The sequence below is a fragment of the Vibrio sp. B1FIG11 genome (genome assembly GCF_905175335.1).
GTDB classification, from domain to species: Bacteria; Pseudomonadota; Gammaproteobacteria; order Enterobacterales; family Vibrionaceae; genus Vibrio; species Vibrio campbellii.
On the sequence record NZ_HG992752.1, the window covers coordinates 1866560 to 1887489 of the forward strand.

At 45.7% G+C, this 20930-nt stretch carries 21 protein-coding genes and 1 pseudogene; 12 read left to right on the forward strand and 10 right to left on the reverse strand.

Translation table 11 applies throughout. The features are described 5' to 3' along the window. Positions 1-193: 193 nt before the first annotated feature. Together KHO06_RS24980 and KHO06_RS24985 are read right to left on the reverse strand one after the other, a co-directional pair. Positions 194-613 carry a VOC family protein gene (locus KHO06_RS24980; protein WP_212582798.1) on the reverse strand — a complete coding sequence of 140 codons (420 nt, stop codon included), beginning with the start codon at positions 611-613 and terminating at the stop codon, positions 194-196. A 4-nt stretch (positions 614-617) separates the two neighbouring features. Beyond that, positions 618-1418, reverse strand: a complete 801-nt coding sequence (locus KHO06_RS24985) for a PhzF family phenazine biosynthesis protein (RefSeq protein WP_212582799.1) — start codon at positions 1416-1418, stop codon at positions 618-620. A gap of 346 nt (positions 1419-1764) precedes the next feature. Here KHO06_RS24985 and KHO06_RS24990 point away from each other — a divergent pair, with 346 nt between their 5' ends. From KHO06_RS24990 to cydX, 8 genes are all read left to right on the forward strand, one after another. Then, a complete protein-coding gene (locus tag KHO06_RS24990; RefSeq protein ID WP_005429413.1) occupies positions 1765-2721 on the forward strand; it encodes an MBL fold metallo-hydrolase in 957 nt (318 codons plus the stop codon). After that, positions 2711-3025 carry a hypothetical protein gene (locus KHO06_RS24995; protein WP_045374313.1) on the forward strand — a complete coding sequence of 105 codons (315 nt, stop codon included), beginning with the start codon at positions 2711-2713 and terminating at the stop codon, positions 3023-3025. The genes KHO06_RS24990 and KHO06_RS24995 overlap by 11 nt, the downstream gene beginning before the upstream one ends. Then, on the forward strand, positions 3013-3879 hold the full coding sequence (locus KHO06_RS25000) for a DUF692 domain-containing protein (protein WP_005453112.1): 867 nt from the start codon (positions 3013-3015) through the stop codon (positions 3877-3879). Before KHO06_RS24995 ends, KHO06_RS25000 begins: the two co-directional genes overlap by 13 nt. Next, on the forward strand, positions 3872-4603 hold the full coding sequence (locus KHO06_RS25005) for a putative DNA-binding domain-containing protein (RefSeq protein ID WP_212582800.1): 732 nt from the start codon (positions 3872-3874) through the stop codon (positions 4601-4603). Before KHO06_RS25000 ends, KHO06_RS25005 begins: the two co-directional genes overlap by 8 nt. Further along, positions 4600-5199 (forward strand): DoxX family protein, encoded by a 600-nt coding sequence (locus tag KHO06_RS25010; protein ID WP_212582801.1) that lies wholly within the window; start codon positions 4600-4602, stop codon positions 5197-5199. The genes KHO06_RS25005 and KHO06_RS25010 overlap by 4 nt, the downstream gene beginning before the upstream one ends. An 87-nt stretch (positions 5200-5286) precedes the next feature. Next, positions 5287-6882 (forward strand): cytochrome ubiquinol oxidase subunit I, encoded by a 1596-nt coding sequence (locus KHO06_RS25015; RefSeq protein ID WP_212582802.1) that lies wholly within the window; start codon positions 5287-5289, stop codon positions 6880-6882. Positions 6883-6891: 9 nt separating this feature from the next. Next, positions 6892-8028: a cytochrome d ubiquinol oxidase subunit II gene (gene cydB / locus KHO06_RS25020; protein ID WP_047476471.1), complete on the forward strand. Its 1137-nt coding sequence runs from the start codon at positions 6892-6894 to the stop codon at positions 8026-8028. Between the two features lie 10 nt (positions 8029-8038). After that, the gene (cydX, locus tag KHO06_RS25025; RefSeq protein ID WP_162092483.1) at positions 8039-8146 is read left to right on the forward strand and encodes a cytochrome bd-I oxidase subunit CydX; all 108 of its coding nucleotides are present in this window, start codon (positions 8039-8041) and stop codon (positions 8144-8146) included. Positions 8147-8220: 74 nt separating this feature from the next. Here the strand turns inward: cydX and KHO06_RS25030 are convergent, their stop codons facing one another. From KHO06_RS25030 to KHO06_RS25040, 3 genes are read right to left on the reverse strand one after another with little or no spacing between them, the layout of a single operon-like run. After that, on the reverse strand, positions 8221-8715 hold the full coding sequence (locus KHO06_RS25030; protein WP_162092536.1) for a GNAT family N-acetyltransferase: 495 nt from the start codon (positions 8713-8715) through the stop codon (positions 8221-8223). Positions 8716-8747: 32 nt separating this feature from the next. Next, positions 8748-9212: an NUDIX domain-containing protein gene (locus tag KHO06_RS25035; protein ID WP_047476475.1), complete on the reverse strand. Its 465-nt coding sequence runs from the start codon at positions 9210-9212 to the stop codon at positions 8748-8750. Between the two features lie 22 nt (positions 9213-9234). Beyond that, the gene (locus KHO06_RS25040; RefSeq protein ID WP_045383804.1) at positions 9235-9564 is read right to left on the reverse strand and encodes a hypothetical protein; all 330 of its coding nucleotides are present in this window, start codon (positions 9562-9564) and stop codon (positions 9235-9237) included. A gap of 251 nt (positions 9565-9815) precedes the next feature. Here KHO06_RS25040 and KHO06_RS25045 point away from each other — a divergent pair, with 251 nt between their 5' ends. The 3 genes from KHO06_RS25045 to KHO06_RS26680 are packed head-to-tail and all read left to right on the forward strand — an operon-like array spanning position 9816 to position 13270. Continuing rightward, the gene (locus KHO06_RS25045; protein WP_244858428.1) at positions 9816-10655 is read left to right on the forward strand and encodes a phosphate/phosphite/phosphonate ABC transporter substrate-binding protein; all 840 of its coding nucleotides are present in this window, start codon (positions 9816-9818) and stop codon (positions 10653-10655) included. A 10-nt stretch (positions 10656-10665) separates the two neighbouring features. Then, on the forward strand, positions 10666-11757 hold the full coding sequence (locus KHO06_RS26675; RefSeq protein ID WP_244858429.1) for a PAS domain-containing protein: 1092 nt from the start codon (positions 10666-10668) through the stop codon (positions 11755-11757). Next, positions 11678-13270: an ATP-binding protein gene (locus KHO06_RS26680; protein ID WP_244858430.1), complete on the forward strand. Its 1593-nt coding sequence runs from the start codon at positions 11678-11680 to the stop codon at positions 13268-13270. The genes KHO06_RS26675 and KHO06_RS26680 overlap by 80 nt, the downstream gene beginning before the upstream one ends. A 457-nt stretch (positions 13271-13727) precedes the next feature. Here KHO06_RS26680 and KHO06_RS25060 read toward each other — a convergent pair whose 3' ends face one another. The 3 genes from KHO06_RS25060 to KHO06_RS25070 form a co-directional block, all read right to left on the reverse strand. Next, positions 13728-14306: a hypothetical protein gene (locus KHO06_RS25060; RefSeq protein WP_230624593.1), complete on the reverse strand. Its 579-nt coding sequence runs from the start codon at positions 14304-14306 to the stop codon at positions 13728-13730. A gap of 277 nt (positions 14307-14583) precedes the next feature. Beyond that, a complete protein-coding gene (locus tag KHO06_RS25065; RefSeq protein WP_212582803.1) occupies positions 14584-17022 on the reverse strand; it encodes a formate C-acetyltransferase/glycerol dehydratase family glycyl radical enzyme in 2439 nt (812 codons plus the stop codon). Positions 17023-17024: 2 nt separating this feature from the next. Beyond that, entirely contained in the window at positions 17025-17966 is a 942-nt protein-coding gene (locus KHO06_RS25070) for a glycyl-radical enzyme activating protein (RefSeq protein WP_212582804.1), read from the reverse strand. A gap of 256 nt (positions 17967-18222) precedes the next feature. Between KHO06_RS25070 and KHO06_RS25075 the strand changes: the two genes are divergently transcribed. Next, complete coding sequence (locus KHO06_RS25075) at positions 18223-18897, forward strand: fructose-6-phosphate aldolase (RefSeq protein WP_212583438.1); 675 nt, start codon at positions 18223-18225, stop codon at positions 18895-18897. A 245-nt stretch (positions 18898-19142) separates the two neighbouring features. Here KHO06_RS25075 and KHO06_RS25080 read toward each other — a convergent pair. Together KHO06_RS25080 and creD are read right to left on the reverse strand one after the other, a co-directional pair. After that, positions 19143-19571 (reverse strand): annotated as a pseudogene (locus KHO06_RS25080) (DUF2809 domain-containing protein). Next, entirely contained in the window at positions 19558-20898 is a 1341-nt protein-coding gene (gene creD, locus KHO06_RS25085; RefSeq protein ID WP_212582805.1) for a cell envelope integrity protein CreD, read from the reverse strand. Before creD ends, KHO06_RS25080 begins: the two are co-directional and overlap by 14 nt. Positions 20899-20930 lie beyond the last annotated feature (32 nt).

A 20930-nucleotide genomic window follows, 5' to 3' on the forward strand; every position in this document is an offset into this window, starting at 1 on the left:
CCTCGAAGGAAATTTCTTTTAATAACAGTTTGTTAATTCACTTTCGAGATACGGTGAGACAAGGGCATATTGAAAGTGGCCGCCATTCTATCTGATTCGCTCAATAGGTGATATAGATCACGCTAATGTTGCGAAGGATTTTTATCAAAAAAAAGCGCCCCGAAAGACGCTGTTAATATCAATTAGTATGAATCTATGAACGCGAAGCCATTGGGTGGCTTGGACTCATCTCTAGCAAGTCCCACAGGTTGCCATAGAGATCTTCAAATACAGCGACTGTGCCGTAGTCTTGCTCCGCTGGCGGGCGAACAAACTTAATGCCCAGCTCTACCATTCGGTTGTAGTCACGCCAGAAATCATCCGTGTTTAAAAATAGGAACACACGTCCACCGGTTTGGTTACCGATAAAATCATGCTGCTCTGGCTTAGATGCTTTGGCTAGCAATAGTGTCACACCATTAGAACCCTGCGGAGAAACCACAACCCAGCGCTTATCTTGCTCTGGTTGGTAAGTATCTTCCACCAGCTCAAACTTCAGCTTATTCACATAAAAGTCTATCGCTTCATCGTAATCTCTTACGACCAAAGCAATATGGATAATGGATTGTTTCATCGCGTTATACCTTTAGTTTTCCGCTGATTACCGTCTTTGCGGAGCCAATCAGTTTAATGCGTCCGTTTTCAAGCAGTTCGGTTTGTAAATGACCACCGCGGGCTGATGCTTGATAAGCGCGGAACTTATTTTGACCGAGTTTTTGCGACCAAAACTGAGTCAGTGCGCAATGGGCCGAGCCTGTAACAGGATCTTCATTCACGCCCACCCAAGGAGCGAAGTAACGTGAGATGAAGTCGAGATCCGGGGAATTCGATTGAGCAGTTACCACCACGCCGCGGCCTTGAATATTCTTTAATGCGTCAAAGTTAGGCGCGAGTTCCAACACGGTTTGTTCATTGTCGACTTCAATAAAGCCTTTGCTGTCAAACTGAACGTAAGAAAGCACTTGCTCCGCTTTCAATCCAAGCGCCGCTAGCAACACAGCGTCTTGTTCAACATCCATTTCAAGCTGAGTCGAAGGAAAGTCGAGCTCAATCGTCGACTCGTTCACTTTTGCGTGAAGCTCACCAGAGAGGGTTTGAAATGCAATGGTATCGCCAACCTTCGCTAATCCTTGTTCTTTTAAGATTTGCGCTGTGGCTAATGTGCCATGACCACATAGCGCCACTTCTACCTTAGGTGTAAACCAACGTAGTCGCATGTCTTTCAAACAGAGAAAAGCGGTTTCTGATACCGCCATTTCTTCAGCGATAGAGAACATCAATGCCTCTGGTAACGGTTCTTGTGAGAGGCAGACTCCTGCAGGGTTTCCTTTGAAAGGTTCGGTGGTGAAAGAGTCCACTTGGTAGATATCGAGATCCATGATGCGCTTCCTAATACTGCTATTTTGGCAAGATGCCAAACAGCTTATCGGTTTCATGGTAAAGCGACAATGCATGCTCTGATTGTTCTTGCAAAACACAAACAAAAGGCACCCTTCGCGGTGCCTTTTTACATTCTGATGCTTGTTCAGCTCAAACCAATAACGTTCAATTTACCTGAACGAAACTTTAAAATTACTAGATATAATTAACCATTCATATTGGATATCTTATTCCCGTGCTTTGACGGACATCAAAAACAAATCGTTTTTCCTGCCTCTTCAACACTTCTTTGGATGCTCACCCAAAGAAAATAAATAAGAAAATTCAAACTCATAGGTATTCAATATGAAACAGCCTTTAAAAGCGTTAGTGCTGGCTCTAGGGTTATCCTTAGGCGCAGCCAACTGTTACGCATTAACTGTCGAACCGCTCGAAAAAGATTTTACTTTGCAGCTACTCGGATCCGGTGGACCTATCTCTGATGACCTTCGTGCATCGTCTGGTGAACTGATTTGGTGGAAAGGAAAATCGCGCGTGATGATCGATGCCGGTGGTGGTGTTTATCTGCGTTTTGGCCAAGCGGGTGGCAAACTGGAAGACTTAGACTTCCTTGGTTTAAGCCACTTTCACACCGACCACGTCGCCGACGTTCCTGCCTTATTAAAAGGTGGCTACTTCTTTGACCGTCAAGATCCCCTTGATATCGCAGGCCCTGAAGCAGGCTCTGCATTTCCTAGCTTAACCGGTTACATGAAAGCGCTTTTCGACGGTGATGAAGGTGCTTACGCATATCTGAACGGTTTATTTGATGGCAGCGATGGCTTGTTCCCAGTCACCATTACTGATGTGCCATACAAAACTTCCCAAGGCACCAAGGTGTACGAGCAAGATGGGTTGACCATTTACGCTCTCGGCATTCCACACGGTGACGTACCTTGTCTCGCTTTCCGAATCGAAAGTGCCGAAGGCGTGATGGTGATTTCCGCCGACCAAAACGGCAGTAACCCTGACTTCATCGACTTCGCTAAAGGTGCAGACATTTTATTGATGCCATTAGCTATTCATGAAGAAGCCGACGAAGTCTCGTCATTTATGCACGCTAAGCCATCGGTTGTCGGCAAGATCGCCGCAGAAGTGAATCCAAAACTCTTGGTGCTTAACCACTGGATGGGCTTAGGTCTAAAACTCAAACCCGCTTCCATCAAGATCGTTAAAGAGTACTACCACGGTCAAGTTATCGCTGGTCACGACTTATCTAGCTACCCAATGAGCGCAGCGAAGGAGATGTCTCATGAACAATAAACTCGCTCTATCTATCGCGATGACGTCTGTCATTACTTTGAACTCAGGCATGGCGTTTGCCGATGCACCCTCCGAAGCTCCCGTAGAGGCTCAATCCAGCTCTCAACATGGCGGTAAGTGTGCGGCTGGTAAATGTGGAACAGAGAAACGCTTCGAGAAACAAGAGTTAAAAGATGATCCGCAAGGCCGTTTGGTACGCGCCCGAGACGGTAAATGTGGCGTGACAGGTGAAGGTATTAACCCTTCGGCTGAAACCATCAAATTAACCAAAAGCAAAATCACAGGTGGGGTATGCGGACAATAACCGATACATCAAAAGGGATTGGGCTGCGCAGCGAACACGTTGATTTGCTGTGTCAGTTGCCCGAGCACCCAGATATCGATTTCCTCGAATTGGCACCGGAAAACTGGATGAATATTGGCGGCTTGAAACGTGAACAACTGCAAGACATTGCTCAATATTATCCACTTGTCGCTCATGGCTTGAGCTTATCGATTGGTGATTGCCAACCGTTAAACGAGTCTTTTGTACGAGACGTCGCACGCTTTCTCGATGAATTTAATATCGACATCTATAGCGAACATCTGAGTTTCTCTAGAGACAATCAGGGCTATTTGTATGAACTGCTTCCGATCCCTCGACATAAAGAGAACATTCCGTATTTGGTCGAACGCATTCAACGCGTGCAAGACATTATTCAGCGTCCATTGGCGTTAGAGAATATCTCTTACTACCACGATTACGGACATGAAATGCCAGAGGGCGAGTTCATCGCTGAAGTGAGTGACCGCAGTGGATGTGAGCTGCTTATCGACATCAACAATGTGTTCGTCAACAGCCGAAATCATCATTTCTGCCCTTACGACATGCTGAGTACTTTACCAAGCGACGCGATTCGTTATTACCACATTGCGGGTCACTTGAAAGAGCGTGATGACTTCTTGCTCGATACCCATGGAAAGCCAGTACCTGATGAAGTGATTGATCTGGCTCGTTACACCTACTCGGTGCATGGCAGCAAACCTTTACTGCTTGAGCGCGACCACAATGTGCCGTCGTTGCTTGTTCTGGCTGAAGAGCTTCGCAGCATTCATGGCGAGATCTTGGATTTCAGTCAAACACTCGAAGTGTTGTGTAAGGAGGTGCTCAATGCTTAATCCTCCGAGCAAAATGCGCGCGCAAATCGAGTCCCTAACGGCTCTGATTCGCACGCCTATGAATCAGCATGCGCTGTGTCGATATAGCGAATTTATCCGCGACAACATCTTGGGTGTCGTTGCGAATACGTTCCCTCTATTTTCTTCGCAGTTCGCTGATGAACAACTTGAACGCATGGTGGATGACTTTGTGGTGATGCATGGCGCGTCCGAACCTGAGTTTCATCATATTGCCACCGAGTTTGTTCAGTTTTTGCAGCAGAAAGCGCATCAAGATTCCAGCTCCATCTCTGCCGATCAGAAGGCGTTATTGGAATATGAATGGGTGGCGTTCAATGTAGAAATTGACACCTTAGTAGCGGCATTCAATTCACCCTCGAATCCGATATTCGAAGAGAATCAAGTGCTGCAACTCAACCCAACATTAAAGCTGGTCGAAGTGCCTTTCTTGCTGCATCAAGACTCCGTGACCTTCTTAACTGACAGGCGTCACCCTGTGTTTTATGGCGTGTTTCGGAACTCACAGCATCATGTGATATCGCAAAAGCTCAGAGAAGTGGATGTCGCATTGATTCAGCTATTACAACAGCAACCAAACCTGACTCTGGCTCAACTACAACAAATGATTGCTCAGCAACTCGCCAGATTCAGTTTCATGGAGTGGGCTCAACACTTCAGTGAACTAGGACTCGTCAACGTCCGCCCTTCAGGAGAAAAATTATGATTAAGTCAGCCCTCAATTGGTTCGACGGTCTCGTCGAGAAATGCAAAAGATACGATTACTTAGCGTTACTTGCGATTCGTCTCTACCTCATTCCGGTCATTTTTGTTGGCGCTCGCTCTAAGGTGCTGGGCTTCTCTGGCACCGTCGCGTGGTTTGGCGCGTCCACCGCAGATGGTGGTTTGAACTTACCATTTCCCGAGTTGTTAGCGTTTCTTGCCGCAGGTACGGAAGTTCTTGGCTGTATTTGTATCGCTTTGGGGTTGTTTACCCGAGTGATGTCGATTCCGATGATTTTCTTGATGAGTGTTGCGAGCGCGATGGTGCACTGGAAACACGGTTGGGATGCCATCGCCACCAGCGGCATGGAAGCAACGGTACGTTTAAACGGCTTTATTGAATGGTTAGCAACCAACTTCCCAGGTCGATACAACTACATCACCGAATTGGGTGACCCAGTGATGCTCAACAACGGTATGGAGTTCGCAGCCACCTACTTTGTGATGTTGCTGGTGCTGCTCTTCTACGGCGGTGGTCGCTACGTAAGCTTGGATTACTGGTTGAGAAAACCTTTCTCTCGCACACCAGCAAAAGCGTAACTCAAGCGCCCAAGCTTTAACGCTTAATTAAACAGACTAATAATAACCTTATCTAACCCGCTACTCTGGTAGCGGGAAGGAGTCCTTATGTTTGCAGATGTCGTTGATCTGTCGCGGTTTCAGTTCGCTAGTACCGCACTCTACCACTTTATATTCGTCCCACTGACCATAGGTTTGTCTTTCTTGCTGGCCGTTATGGAGTCTTTGTACGTCATGACGGGAAAAACCATCTACAAAGACATGACCAAGTTCTGGGGTAAGTTATTTGGGATTAACTTCGCCGTGGGCGTGGCGACCGGTCTTACCATGGAGTTTCAATTTGGTACCAACTGGGCGTATTACTCTCACTATGTGGGCGATATTTTCGGAGCGCCGCTCGCCATCGAAGCCTTAATTGCCTTCTTCCTCGAATCCACCTTAGTCGGTATGTTCTTCTTCGGTTGGGATCGATTGTCAAAACGCCAACACTTGTCGGTCACTTGGCTGACGGCTCTGGGTTCTAACTTCTCTGGGTTGTGGATTTTGATGGCAAACGGCTGGATGCAAAACCCTGTCGGCGCAGAATTCAATTACCAAACCATGAGAATGGAAATGATCAACTTTGCTGATGTGGTGTTTAACCCCGTCACGCAAGTGAAGTTTGTTCATACCGTGGCTGCCGGTTACACCACAGGTGCTTTGTTTGTAATGGGCATCAGTGCTTACTACTTACTCAAAGGCAGAGATATCTCTTTCGCTCGCCGTTCGTTTGCGGTGGCGTCTGCATTTGGCATGGCGGCGATTGTGTCGACATTGATGCTGGGTGATGAATCGGGTTACGAGCTTGGTGACGTGCAACAGGTAAAACTGGCGGCGATTGAGTCCGAGTGGCACACCGAAGAAGCGCCCGCCTCGTTCACGCTATTTGGCTTACCAAACCAAGAAACCATGGAAACTGACTACGCCATTAAGATTCCATATCTAATGGGGATCATCGCGACTCGCTCGCTGGATGAACCAGTGATGGGCTTACGCGATCTCATGGCGCAGAACGAAGATCGTATCCGCGATGGTATCCAAGCTTACGACATGCTAGAGGAACTTCGCGCAGGTAACGACAGTCCTGAAAACATCGCTCAATTCGATGAGATGAAGAAAGATCTCGGCTACGGTCTGCTCTTGAAGAAATACACCGAGAACGTCACCGACGCGACCGAAAGCCAAATCAAGCAAGCGGCGCAAGACACGATTCCTCAAGTGGCACCACTGTTCTGGAGCTTCCGAATCATGGTGGCGTGTGGGGTATTAATGTTCGCCATTATCGGTTTGTCTTTCGTCCAAGTCTGCCGCAGAAAGTTGGGTTCGAGCCCTTGGCTATTGAGAGCAGCACTATGGGCGATTCCATTGCCTTTCATAGCTTGTGAAGCGGGTTGGTTCGTTGCCGAATATGGACGTCAGCCATGGGCAATTGGCGAGGTCCTTCCGGTCAATATGGCAGTATCTAACCTCGCACCAAGTGACATTTGGATTTCGCTCGGCTTTGTTTATGTGCTCTACACAGCGTTCTTGATTGTAGAAATGTTCTTGATGGTGAAGTTTGCCAAATGTGGACCAAGCGTACTCAAAACGGGTCGCTATCACCATGAAGGAAACAACGAAAAAGACAAACAATCCGACACATTCAAACTGATTGATCAGCACTAAGGAGGCACTATGTTTGATTACGAAAACCTACGCCTATTTACTTGGGCGATCGTTGGTGTGCTGTTGATCGGTTTCACCATCACTGACGGATTCGATATGGGGGTGGCCGCGCTGCTCCCGGTAATGGGGAAAAAGAACCTAGAACGTCGCGTAATGCTTAACGCTATCGCGCCACACTGGGACGGCAACCAAGTTTGGCTAATTACCGCTGGCGGTGCCATCTTCGCAATATGGCCCTTGGTATACGCCGCAGCGTTCTCCGGCTTTTACATTGCCATGCTATTGGTGCTCGCATCCCTTTGGTTGCGTCCTATCGGTATGGATTACCGAGCTAAAATCGATAATCCGCAATGGCGCAACGCATGTGATATCGCCTTGTTCATCAGCGGTGTGATTCCACCGATTATCTTTGGGGTTGGTTTCGGTAACTTGTTGGTCGGCGTACCGTTCGAGTTAAACAACTTGCTAATGCTCGATTATCAAGGTGGGTTCTTTGACTTGCTCACTCCATTCCCAATTCTGTGTGGCTTAGTGAGTTTGACCATGGTCGTGACACAAGGTGCTGCTTTCCTTCAAATGAAAACTAAACATGAGCTACGCACACGAGCACAAAACATCACGCTGTGGGGCGCGGGGGCAACCATGTTGTTGTTTATGTTTGGCGGTTTGTTCGCGGCATCGCAATCGGGTTACATCATCATCGGCTCAATGCTAAAAGATGGTGTTTCTAATCCACTCAACAAACAAGTGGTGAGCATCGCGGGTGATTTATTGCATAACTTCAGCGAAATGCCGCAACTTTGGTTGATTCCATTCACTGCGGTAACGAGTTTACTGGTGTGCTTTTGGGCAACAGTCTCTCGCCGTGCTGGGGTGGCGTTCACTATGTCGAGCATCGCGATTGCTTGCATCATCTTAACTGCAGGCGTCACCTTGTTCCCGATGATCATGCCATCAAGCATCAACCCATCGCACAGCTTAACATTATGGGATGCGACATCGAGTGAGAAAACGCTCGGCATTATCTCTATCGTTGCCATCATCGTTGTACCTGTGATTCTGGGCTACACCGCATGGTGTTACTACAAAATGTTCGGACGTTTGGATAACAACTACATCCGCAGCAACAGTTCATCGCTCTATTAAGGAGGCAAGTATGTGGTACATGTGTTGGGTACTTGGCGTATTACTCGCCTGCGCCTTTGGTGTCATCAATGGTTTATGGCTAGAGAACAAAGGACGCTTTGAAGAGGAAGAGTTCTAGGTTCTCACTTCAGAATGGAACATTCTCAATAACAAACGCCCTCAATCACGAGGGCGTTTGTTCATCTCAATGATTTACTCTGCCGACAATCGATAGCGGCGCACTTCGTATTTATCTTGTTCTGAATAAAACGTATTGAGGAACTCGCCACCCGCTTTTTCGATCACGCGTCTTGATGCGATATTGCCCACATCACAAGTTACGATTGCAGATTCCTCAACGACCTCGGTTTTCACCCAATTCAACATCAATGTGGCGATGCCTTTACCTTGAGCATCTGGCGCAGTTTCGTAACCAATATGCCCTATCACATTTTCAAGGTAATCGTTGTTCCCTTCACGAACTCGAATCGAACCAAGTATCACCCCTTCTTCGATACAGAAGTATGTCGAAGACGGCGTCCAACCTTCCGGTAAACCTTCGCCCTTTGAGTATCTAATTCGTTTTTTCAAAAGCGCTTCACTATCGCTTTGGGCGGCGACGTACATTTCCATTCCCGCCTGAGCACACTTTTCTACATACTGCTCAAACGCTTCTAAATGACTGAGGTTGGCTTTAACTATTTGCATTTTCTTCCTTGTTTAGTTTGAGTGAGCATTCGCTACGAAACCAATGGTTCGATGTTTTCTGCAAATAAGCACTCAAGGGGATAAGGCAAAGCAAGTGTCGGCATATCTGTTTTAGAGAACCAAGCCAGCTCGATAGTCTCGTCATCTAGCTGTTCGTCAAAGTGTCCCGTTTGCAGACACTTTAACAAGATAACTGTGTATTCAACTTGGTCGCCGTTTGGATAAGTAAAACCAAACCCCTCTCCACCGAAAACACCGAGCACACGTTCAACTTTAATCTTGAGTCCGGTCTCTTCTCTGACTTCTCGAATCACGGCTTGCGAAGGTGATTCGGCTGGCTCAATCATGCCTGCAGGTAAACTCCAACTGCCATCCGCTTTCTTTTGCAAAAGCAGTTTATTACTTTCATTAAGGATCACGGCTGCAACGCCCGGAATCATTAATACTTGATTCCCAACTTTGCTGCGTAGCTCTTTTACATAGTGACTGGCACTCATCTTTCATCCTTGAATATACTTTTTACCAAACATTCATTTTGAAATACAACAAGAAGCAGGTGATGAATAGCAATCCACACCATGCGAAGAAGGTCATGGCCTTTTGCTCTACCGATGCCTCTTCAGGATCAGGTTGCAAAATAAAGTAAAAGCAAACGATTGGGACAAGCTCGTAGGTTTTACCTATATATTGATGACCAGCCTCAAGGAATGGTGGGACGTACAAATACACCACAGTGTACGCAATGAAATAAAGCATACCGAGAATTCGGTTTAAACCGATAACCTGCCCTTCTCGGTAAAACCAAACCAGTGCTGCTAACCCAGCCAATATTGAGATAAGTAAAAACATCCGTTCTTCTACTATGCAATTTAAGTCTTGCAAGACTATTCAAATAACCAACTTATTCAATTAGTTATAAATCTAAACTCGATATAAATCACACATATGAACAGAGAGTTCAAATAGAAGATAAAGGGTGGTTTGCCGCTCCACCGGCCTTTCTCTAACAAGAAAATGAGTCACTAATCGCATTGTTGCCTATCCTTATTAAATAACAAAAAGTACAGGCTTAATGACTGGCATTATTTTTAGGGGGCTTGATGGTATCAAATATCTATCGCCACAAAATGTGTAGAGTTTTGAGCGTTTTTCCAATGGTTATCTGTCTACTTGTGCTCATGTTGCCACCTAAGCTGATGGCTAAACCGCAGCTAATATTTGGTGTCGTGCCACAACAATCAGCAGCCAAACTCGCCGAGCAATGGCAACCCTTGCTTGACCGATGGGGGGAATTGGCGGGTGTTGAACTCAAATTTGCTACTGCACGCGATATCCCTACTTTTGAAAAACGTTTAGCCGCGGGTGAGTATGATGTGGCTTACATGAATCCTTATCATTTTACTTTGGTGAATCAAACGCCGGGATACACCGCAATTGCGCATGCCAAAGACAAAAAGATAACTGGTATTTTGGTCACCAAAGCCGACTGGAAAGGTGACTTACAAGATCTGCAACAACAAACCATAGCCTTCCCCGCTCCGCGTGCCTTTGCTGCCTCTATCATTAATCAGTCTGAATTGACCCAAAAAGGCATTGTCTTCGATACCAAATACGTCGGTTCGCATGACTCCGTCTATCTAGGTGTAGCCAAAGGTTTATATCAAGCAGGAGGAGGGGTTTCGAGAACATTTCATAGTTTAGATGAGAGCGTAAGAAATCAGCTTAAGATACTTTACAAGACAGCTCCCTATACACCCCATGCTATCGCGGTTTCACACTCCGTCGTGACAGAAACTCGCGAAGCATTGCAGAATAGCATTGAGACTCTTAATCGAGATGCAAAGGCACAAGGTAGTTTCCATCTATTGAACATCAAAGGCCTTCAGCACGCCGAAGACAAAGATTGGAATGACGTTGTTCAATTAGGCATTTCGTTATGAGAGAAGCGCGATGACTCTTAGAACGAAGACGATAATCGCTATTGCCCTCATTGAAGCACTTGCTCTCGGCATATTGATTGTCAGTGGTCTGAATTGGTTAAAAAGCTCCAATGAAAAGAGCCTAGAGGTGGGCAGTAAACAGCTAGTGAGTGTGTTTGCCAAAGCCTCAAGAGATGCGGTTATCGCCACCGATTTGGCCTATTTAGATAGCTTTGCGCAATCTGTTGTCAGTGAACACAACCTCGCTTATATACGCATTGTGGACCGCGATGGCACTGAACTTACCAAACAAGGCGAATACACGAATGTGGATGCCTCGTTAAAACCCTTTGACTCACCCGACGGGGTTTATGACGTCATAAGCCCGATCACGCTTAACTCTCAATCTTTTGGCTCTGTCGAAATGGGCGTCAGAGTCGATAGTATTCATCAAATTTTAGACTTAGCCACACAGGCAAGCATCATGATTGCCATATTGGAGATGACGCTTGTGGCATTGTTCTCATTTGCGTTAGGTAGCTATTTGATGAAGCGCCTCGACTTACTGAGGCAAGGCGTCGTTAAAGTTACTCAGCAAGGTCCCGGATCGCAAATCGAAATATCCGGCAATGATGAAGTGACTCGTGTAGGAGAAGCCTTTAATCGAATGTCCTCTTCGCTTGCTAAAGCGCAGAACAGTATTAAAGAACAATACCAATCACAAAAAGCACTATCAGAGAAAGTATCTCAGCTTGCTCAAGTTGCAGAACATGCGAGAGATGCCATTATCATCACCGACCCTGTGGGTAAAATTACATGGGTTAACCCCGCCTTTGAAACACTGACAGAATACAGCCTTGCTGAAGCAAGAGATAAAACACTAAGTGAATTATTACAGGGACCCAATACTCAAAACGTTCAACTGCAAAAATTTTCTGACAGTATTCAAAACCACCAGCCTGTGCGCACCGAAGTCCTTAACTATACCAAATCTAATCAGCCTTATTGGGGGGAAAGAGACCTCTCCCCGGTAATGAACGAGCATGGCCAAGTCCAGCGCTTTATTGTGGTTGAGCGAGATATTTCAGAACGCATCGAGATTGAAAAAAAAATTATCAGATGAGGTCAAAAAATCAGCCAGAGCAACCAAAGCAAAATCTGAATTTTTGGCCAACATGAGTCATGAAATCAGGACGCCGATGAATGCCATTATGGGATTTAGTGAAATCCTTCTGGAAAGTGAGAAGAGAAATGAACAAAGAAGCTTACTTCATTTACTGCACAAGTCGGCCGGTAACCTCATCACGCTCATCAACGACATTCTTGATTACAGTAAAGTAGAAGCAGGCAAGCTGACTTTGATTGAAGAGCCTTTCGACTTAAGGGAGCTTGTGGAAAGTAGTACCGCTTTGTGTGCCTATCAAGCAAACAAAAAAGACCTAAAGTTATTGGTGGATATGCCTTTGGATATTCATGCTCACGTCATTGGAGATCGTGGACGAATAAATCAAATTTTGCTGAACTTGATAGGAAATGCCGTCAAATTCACCGAAGGAGGGCACATTTTAATCAAGATAACAGAAAAACGAACCCCACAAGGCAATGTATACTGTTTTGATGTTATTGATACAGGCATTGGTATTCCCGAAGAGCGCTTACCGCACATAATGGACAAGTTCGAACAGGTCGATAATTCAATCACGCGTAAGTACGAAGGCACCGGACTTGGATTAGCAATATCTAAGCGCTTAGTTCAAATGTATGGTGGCGACCTGAGCGTCACCTCTACTTTAGGCAGTGGTTCATGTTTCAGTTTCTCTTTGAAACTTTGTCAACAAACACCAGATCATGACACCGATTACGATCTGGCTGGCATCAACGTCTTACTCATTGATAGTTATTTGCCACGCGTTACGCTTTTCAAGTCCATCGCACAAGCCATGCATTTCAATGTCACACATGTTCCAAATGTGAAAGCACTGGAAGAGGCGAACTTTCAGGAAACTAACTTCGAGCGCATTATTGCAAATATTCAAACAGAAGAAGACAGAGCACTCATTTTCAAACTTAAGCCTAGCCTTACGAGCAGTGAAATGCATATTCTCTTTATGGCTCCATATCTACTCGATGGTACTGAGAGCAACCGAGATGAAAAAAGCGAGGTACTCCATCAACCCATTACACACCGGAAGCTATTTAATCTTTTGTATTCAGATCCTTTGAGTAGCAGTGCCAACCAGTCAAAGCCACAAAAAGATTTACGTGGCGTGAAATTACTTGTGGCTGAAGACAGTTCCGTCAATCGAATTCTTATCTCTAAAATGCTGTCAAAGACTGGGATCGATCTGACCATTGCCGAAGATGGAGTCATCGCCGTAGAACACTACCAAAAGATCAAACCTGACATGGTGATTACCGATATATCGATGCCGAATAAAGATGGCTTCAGCGTGACGGAAGACATTCGCAATCTGCAACAAAGTCAGGACTACCCTTGGTGCCCCATCATCGCGTTCTCAGCTCATGCACTAGAGGAAGAACAAGGCAGAAGCACTGAAGTAGGAATGAATGATTATTTAACCAAACCTGTTCAAAAGACCGATTTACTCAACATGATTTCAAAATGGGTCAGTTAACAAAGGTACCGGACAGAGACTCTCATAATAATTGAAACAAAGAACACGATTATTCTGTTGGTGAGAATAAGAATGCCACTTTCCAAACAAAAATATACACAACAACACACGGTGATACATGCATCATAAGAAGCACATAAATAACCCTCTATGTTAATTACGGTTTTACCACTAACAACTAGAGGAATACATATGGATATCACCCGTCGTGTATGGTGGTGCTATCAATGATATCGCACCAGATGCCACAAGAGATTCATTTATCAAAATGCAATACATCAAAAACGATTGGGATCCACAAAACCTATTCAATCACGCACAATCTATCGTCGGAACTCCTCGTCCATTGTAGGTACTGTAGTTTCATACGTAACAAGTAACAAAGGCACCACCTGGTGCCTTTTGTTTCGATTTAGATTTGAGCCTATTCGCCATTTACACTCAAATGCATGCGGTATTAATTGACATACTGGGCTTGCACATCATGCTTAAGAAACTCAATTTCAGCTATTTTTTGCTTCAGTTCTTCTTCGCTGATTACGCCTTCCTTTTGTAACCAACGGAATTTTTCGATCTCATTTTCTGGGTCATTTTCCGGGTCTACGTCACCATAATACTTGCGCAGTTGTTGAATGCGTCTGCCCTTAATCTCCTCAACGATAACGTCGTGATATCTTTCTTGAATGACGTAAACTTTAACTGGGTCCATTGCAAACACGCTGTATTTTATCGTGGAGAAATACGACCAACCAATACACAGAATACCGATCACCATCCAAAAACCTTTACCGCTTAAAGGGTCGCCAGCATACATAGCGCTCCCAAGCTGAAAAAGGCCAATAACAATCCATAGCGCACCGACATTCCTGAGCCATTCATTACGTTCAATAACGACCGATGATTTGTTAGGAAAGTCGATGTATCGAAAGTTTTCGTCTAAAGAACCGTTTTTATCTTTAACGGCATAGTTAAAATAATCGTCATGGAAAGTAAACGTATGTTTGTTCGATCCTTTCTTTTGTACAAGTTCCATCATGATTCTCTGTTGGTATTTTTCCGTTCGCTTCTCACATCAAGGTGCCCTTTTAGTTATTGGAGACCTATCAACAAGTTATCGCGATCACAATATTTATCTGACTGGTGATATCACACTAATTTATATGAAATTAATCACTCACGATGCGACCGTCACCATATTTTATAAACACAAACTGTTGTTTAGATTCCACTTGAGTCAATTTCATACTAAATGACTAATTTAACAATGAAAAAAGGCACCAGTCGGTGCCTTTTGTTTTACTTAATGAGTGTACTTACAACTCGTGCTCAGTACGTGCGATGATGTCGTCTTGCGCATCTGGTGATAGCGCAGTGAAGAAGGCCGAGTAGCCTGCAACTCGCACGACAAGATCACGATATTGTTCAGGGTTCTTCTTCGCAGCTAGCAAGGTCTCACGAGAAACGATGTTGTACTGCACGTGCCAACCTTTATGGTGGTTGAAGAAGGTACGAATCAACATAGATAGCTTGAGCTTGTCCCCTTCAGACTCAACCGCGGCCGGGCTTAACTTCTGGTTAAGCAGCACGCCACCAAGGATTTTATTCGCTTGGATCTTACCGACCGAGTTGTACACTGCCGTTGGGCCTAAACGGTCTGAGCCAGATGACGGGCTTGCACCTTCTGCCAATGGCGTTTTCGCTTTACGACCGTCCGGCGTTGCCATAGTTGAGGCGCCAAATGGGACGTTTGCCGAGATACTTGATGTACCTGCGTAGTAACCGCCACCAATTGGACCACGCCCATGACGCGTATTAACGAACTGCTCTAGCTCATCAATGTACACTTGGTAAGCGTCTGCCAGTAGTTGGTCTACTGCGTCATCATCATTACCGTATTTTGGTGCAAAGTTGATAAGACGTTGGCGAAGCTGCTCGTTCTCCATGCCGTCGAAATCTTCTGCTAGTGCTTTTGCCAGCTGTTGTTGTGAGATAAGAGGCTGGGTGATCTGCGCGTCATCGAAAACAAGGTGTTTGATTGCAGCTAGGCTGTTACCCAAGTTTGCGATACCGACTTGCAAGCCAGACACCCAGTCGTATTTCGCGCCACCTTCTTTCACGGTTTTACCGCGAGCCAAACAGTCATCCACCAGCGTTGAACAGAAGATGTCTTGTGCCTGCTGCTCAAGCACGCTGTCGACTACCGTATCAATCTCAATCGATTTACGAGTGTAGTAGCGGATTTGCTCTGCCCAAGAAGCCGTCACTTGCTCAAAGTTCTCAAAGTTGCCTTTTGCTAATGACTTATCGTGCGGCAAGAAAGCTTTACCCGTTGTTGCATCCACACCTTCGTTCAATGAAGCAAGCAAGATACGAGCGAAGTTAATGAAGCTCATGCCCGTACAACGGTAACCCCATTTGCCGGGAACCGCTGTTTCGATACAGCCGATAGATGCGTAGTTGTACGCGTCTTCTTTCTCTACGCCAAGTTTGATGAATTCAGGAATAACAATCTCATCGTTGTTAAACGCAGGCATACCGAAGCCGCATTTAATCACTTCGATACAGCCCATTAAGAACTCTTGGTTCAAACCTTCATGGTAACGCACACTCAAGTTAGGTTGCGTCGAACGTAACTGACCACAAGATTCCAGAATCGCCCAAGAAAGTGGATTTACTGCGTCTTCTGGCTCACCCTTTTCATTCAACCTCTGACCGCCGATACACACGTTTTGATACAGCGGAGAACCTGCGGAGGCTTTAGAGTGCGCACCAGAGCGAATCTTGTTTACTTCAAGCAGCTTCAACCAGCAGCTTTGTAAAAGCTCAAGTGCGAAGCCTTTTTCAAGCGTGCCGTTTTCGATATCACGAACATAAAACTCGTTGAGGAATTGGTCCATACGACCGAAAGAAACCGAGTGACCGTTCGATTCGATTTGTAACATCAACTGAACGAAGTAGCTCAATTGCAGTGCTTGCCAGAAGTTTTCTGGTGCGTGGCTTGCTACATGACGACAGTTTGCCGCAATACTTTCTAACTCAGCTTTGCGCAGCGGGCGTGTCTCTTCTAACGCCATTTTTGCCGCCAATTCAGCGTAGCTCACCATGTGATCTTGAATCGCAAGCAGTACGATTTCGACCGATTTGTAGAACTGCTCTTTCTTCAAGCCTTCAAAGGTCGAAACATCATTGTTAGCACGGTGCTGACGAACATCCTCTAGCAAGCTGTTCATGCCTAGCTTCAAGATTTTCTCGTTATCCACCGCAAGGTGCGCGTCACCCGAAGTCATGTTGCCTTCGGCTTTAATGATGGTGCTGGCTAAGATTTCTTGCTGCTCATCAGTAAACAAGCCATAACAACGGTCTTGAACGGTTTTACCACGCCAATACGGTGTGATGCTGTGGATGCTTTGCTTATCTTCTTCAGTAACAGCAAAGCCTGCACCAGGACGGTCGGCTAGCTCATCAATTTCCGCTTCAATCCAACGCACTGTATATTCTGGGAAAATAGGCGCAGCGCGCACTTTGCTCGCTTGGTTACCGACGATCAACTCATCATGTTTAATCCAAATCGTACGAGTGCGTAAGTGCTCTTGCAGTGCTAGCGCACGTTGCACAATCACAGGTTTGTCTTCGTTTGCTTGATAAGCACGAGTGTATGCCTCTGCACGCTCGGTGCAGACAGGTGGCGTTACGATGTTTACCAGTGCCGATTTGTGCGCTTTGATACGCTCAGGAAGGTAATTCAGATCCATAGTTAACCTCTTACAATCACGTTAAGTTGGGTGTTTTCGCTTGCGTATTGCATGGCGCTTTCTAGCAGTTCTGGTTTGTTTAGTGGCTTGTCAGAACACTCGTAAGGCATATCGAGCAAACGGTATTTATTGATGCCGAGCGTGTGGTACGGCAGCAAGTGAAGTTCTTGGCAGCTTTCTAGTGAAGCCGCAAAATCGATGATGTCTTTCAACTCTTCGATGGTGTCATTGAACCCCGGCACAACGGGAACGCGAATCACAATGCGTTTCGCGATAGGTGCCAGTTTTCGGAAATTGTCTTTGATGCGTTTTAGTGAACCTTTCGCCCAACTAAGAAACTTTTCTTCATCAGTGTGTTTTAAATCCGCCAACCAACAATCAATATGCGGCGCGGCTTTTTCGACGTTCTTCCACGGCACATGCATGCACGATTCAATAGCGGTAGAGACTTGGTTGTCATGCAGACGCTGTGCGAGTTCTGCCACCAAATCCGCTTGCATGAGTGGCTCACCACCGGAGAAGGTCACACCACCTTGGCTTTGGTCGTAGAAAGGTTTGTCCTTCATTAAGGTGTCGAACAACATGTCTGATTTCGCTTCTTCACCGCAGACGGTCAGTGCTTGCGTCGGACAGACATTGCGCAGCGCGATCAGTTGGTCTTCTTTGATTGCTTTTCGATTGATGATGATCTGGTTGTCGATGCGTTGAATACCATCACCCACCGTTTCACTACCCGCAGTAGATTGAGTTGTGGCTTGATAAGCAGAAACGCACAGCTGGCAATCTTCCATGCAGCTTCGCTGATCAAACAACAGTGAATGTTTTTCGCTGCGGCTTTCTGGATTTTGACACCAAAGGCAAGACAAGCTGCATCCTTTAAGAAAAAGAATGGAACGAATGCCATCGCCATCATGGGTAGAGAATCGTTGGATATTGAAATACATCTCTGCTTGCCTCTTGGTCTGTGCTACCGCTGTGTACCTGATTCGTTTCTTTTGCTTGTTAAGTCTTATGAACAGCTTTTCTGTTTTCTAACTGAAAGCTTCATTTGAGCGTTTACAAGTTTCACTTAACTTTCATTTAATGAAATTATTATAGTTTCAAATGAAATTTCAATTGATCAAAATCAAGATCTCGTTCGATTGTCAGATCTATAGTGATCCCATCATCAAAGCGAAGATTTTGTTTAAGGTAGAAACCATGATTGAACTTTATTTAGATACTGCTGATGTGGCAGAAGTAAAACGCTTTAACCAATGCCTACCGCTAAAAGGCGTGACGACAAACCCAAGCATTTTGGCGAAGTCAAAACAGGGACTGAATGAAACCCTAGCAGGCATGCAAGAAGCACTTGGCGGTAAACCTCGCTTTCACGCTCAAGTCGTGAGTTCAACCGTCGAAGGCATGGTGGCAGAAGCGCGCCAACTGAATGAATTGCCTTACGATATGGTGGTAAAAGTGCCAGCAACAGAAACCGGCTTATCGGCAATTAAGCTAATGAAAAAAGAGGGAATTCAGGTTCTTGCTACTGCTATCTATTCAGCTCAACAAGGTTTCCTAGCGGCACTGTGCGGTGCAGACTACCTAGCACCTTACGTAAACCGCATTGATACGATGAACGGCAACGGTATTGAAGTGGTTGCGGATCTTCAATTGTTGCTCGATCAAAACCAACTACCAGCGAAGATTTTGGCAGCCAGCTTCAAGAACACTCAACAAGCGATGGAAGTGATGAAACTTGGTATCGAAGCCATTACATTACCAACCGATGTGGCGGCACAAATGTTCGCCCATCCAGCAGTCAAACCTGCGGTTGAGCAGTTCGATAAAGACTGGAAAGGGACGTTCGGCGAGAAGCTTTCATTTGAAAGCTAATTAAAAGTAGCAGCTAGACGTCTTAGTTAGGGTCTATTAATAAGGGAATCTTAACTCACCCTGTGCGCCGGTGAGTTTAAGATTCCCTTTTGTGTTTCAGATAAAGAAGTAGCGCTACAGCAGCTCTCTATTGGTCAGTGACCAAAGGTACACGCGCTTGAGTAAACTGATTTTGAACCTCTTACGAATACCTCGTTTGGAATAGCGGAGTCGGCTTGGCAAAGTAATGGCTTTCAGCTCGGTTTTCATTTCTTTTCCATCCACCAACACAGTAAACCTCCGATGCAGTAAGCTAGCAGATCTTTCCAATCAAATGTGGCGCCCAAAATTACAGCCAGAGGCGATGAAGGTTCGATACCAAGCCAAGCAGCAACCTGTAACAATTGCCCCAACTCGACGGCAAACGCAATCAACACCACCAATGAAACCAGCCAGTTAACGGGCATGGAAAACAAGCTTGCGAGAAAGTAGTAGAGCCAAACCACAACGAGAACATCACCAACTGTCGGACGAATAAAGCTGTCTCAAACATAGAGCGCAATAACGACCAATGCGATAAAACACACCAAGCTTTTCAGTCCATTTTTTACCGAAAATCGCAGGTGGATAGCGGACGTCTCTTCCACCATATCACTTGGCTTAGCAGTGAGAATTGCTCGCTTAAACATCTTCATGATTCGCCTTTGAACTTTCTTCTGCTTTCTTATTTCGTGCGTACCAGTCGATGTTGCGTGTAATAACCATAGTGAAGCTCAAAATCGCGAAACACAGCAATGTCCCCATAACCAATGCGTAGCTTTCTGCTTGTAGCAATCCAAACAGTAATCCGTAGAGAGTAAGTAAACACGCTCCGAATATCGCGCCGTGTTTGGTGTTGCTCAACATACCGCTCACGTACACACTTAAAAGGCCTGTCGATGCGACTGCCGACACCACATACGCCCAGTTAAAGCCCAGATGTTCACTCATCGAAATCAGCAATAGATAAAAAAGCGCTAAAGCCAGACCAATAAAGCCGTATTGCACCGGGTGAACCGGACGCGCTTGGAACAGCTCCAGTAAGAAGAAACTCGCAAATACTAATGTGATAACCAACAGTGAATAGTTCACAGCCCGGTGAGATTTCAAATAGTGGTCCACGGGATCAATCAAATCTACGCCCATTTGTCGCTGTTCAAGCTCGTGACAAGCGTGATGCGATGACAAACAGCTTTGGAACAGCTGCGCGATATTGGTTGAGAAATTGTTGCTCGCCCATTGTGCGTTAAATCCATCTTCAGATACCTCGGACGACACCGGTAAGTAATCACCAATAAAGCTTGGATGCGCCCATGTTGAAGAGAGCTCAACCGTTGTTTGACTGCCGATTGGTGTGACTTGAAGCTGCCCCATCCCTTGCAGTAAGAAGTTAAGATCGAAAGCCAAAGGTTGCTCTGCATTTAGTTCTGCGAGTCTCAGGGCACTGTGGAAGCCTTGTGGTAACTGGTCTAGCCCTGTTCCCGGTGCGACTTCGATATCAGCACTCGCCATGGTCATGTCATCCAAACGAATCAATCCGCGGCTGTCTTCAATGCCAACGACAAGGCTCATGTTTTCAATATCAAGTCCCTGCAACGCCGCGAGATCGTCTGCATCAAAAGCGCCTTTCAGCGACACTTGCGCTTTGTATAAACGCGCACGGTAAATACCTCGGTACTTTTCAAAACTGTCCAGATTTGCGCTCATATCAAAAGTGCTAGGTAGGAGGAATTTACGACGCTCTTTAATCTGTACTTTGTCATCTCGGTAACTGGTTTCAGTGTAGTTAACCATGATGAATGGACCAATGATGCGCTGTTCGCCACTGCTGCTGCGTGCGATGTCATTTCTGACTTCATCTTGGCGATATGAGCGTTCTGAGATCAGCCCTGTGACCATTGAAAGTGGGATTTGCAGTAAAACAAACAAAAACAGCACGAATGCGAACTTCGTGCCGAGTTGGTTATTGAGGATCTTTTTCATATTTCATTCTCCATTTGCTGATGGGAGTAATC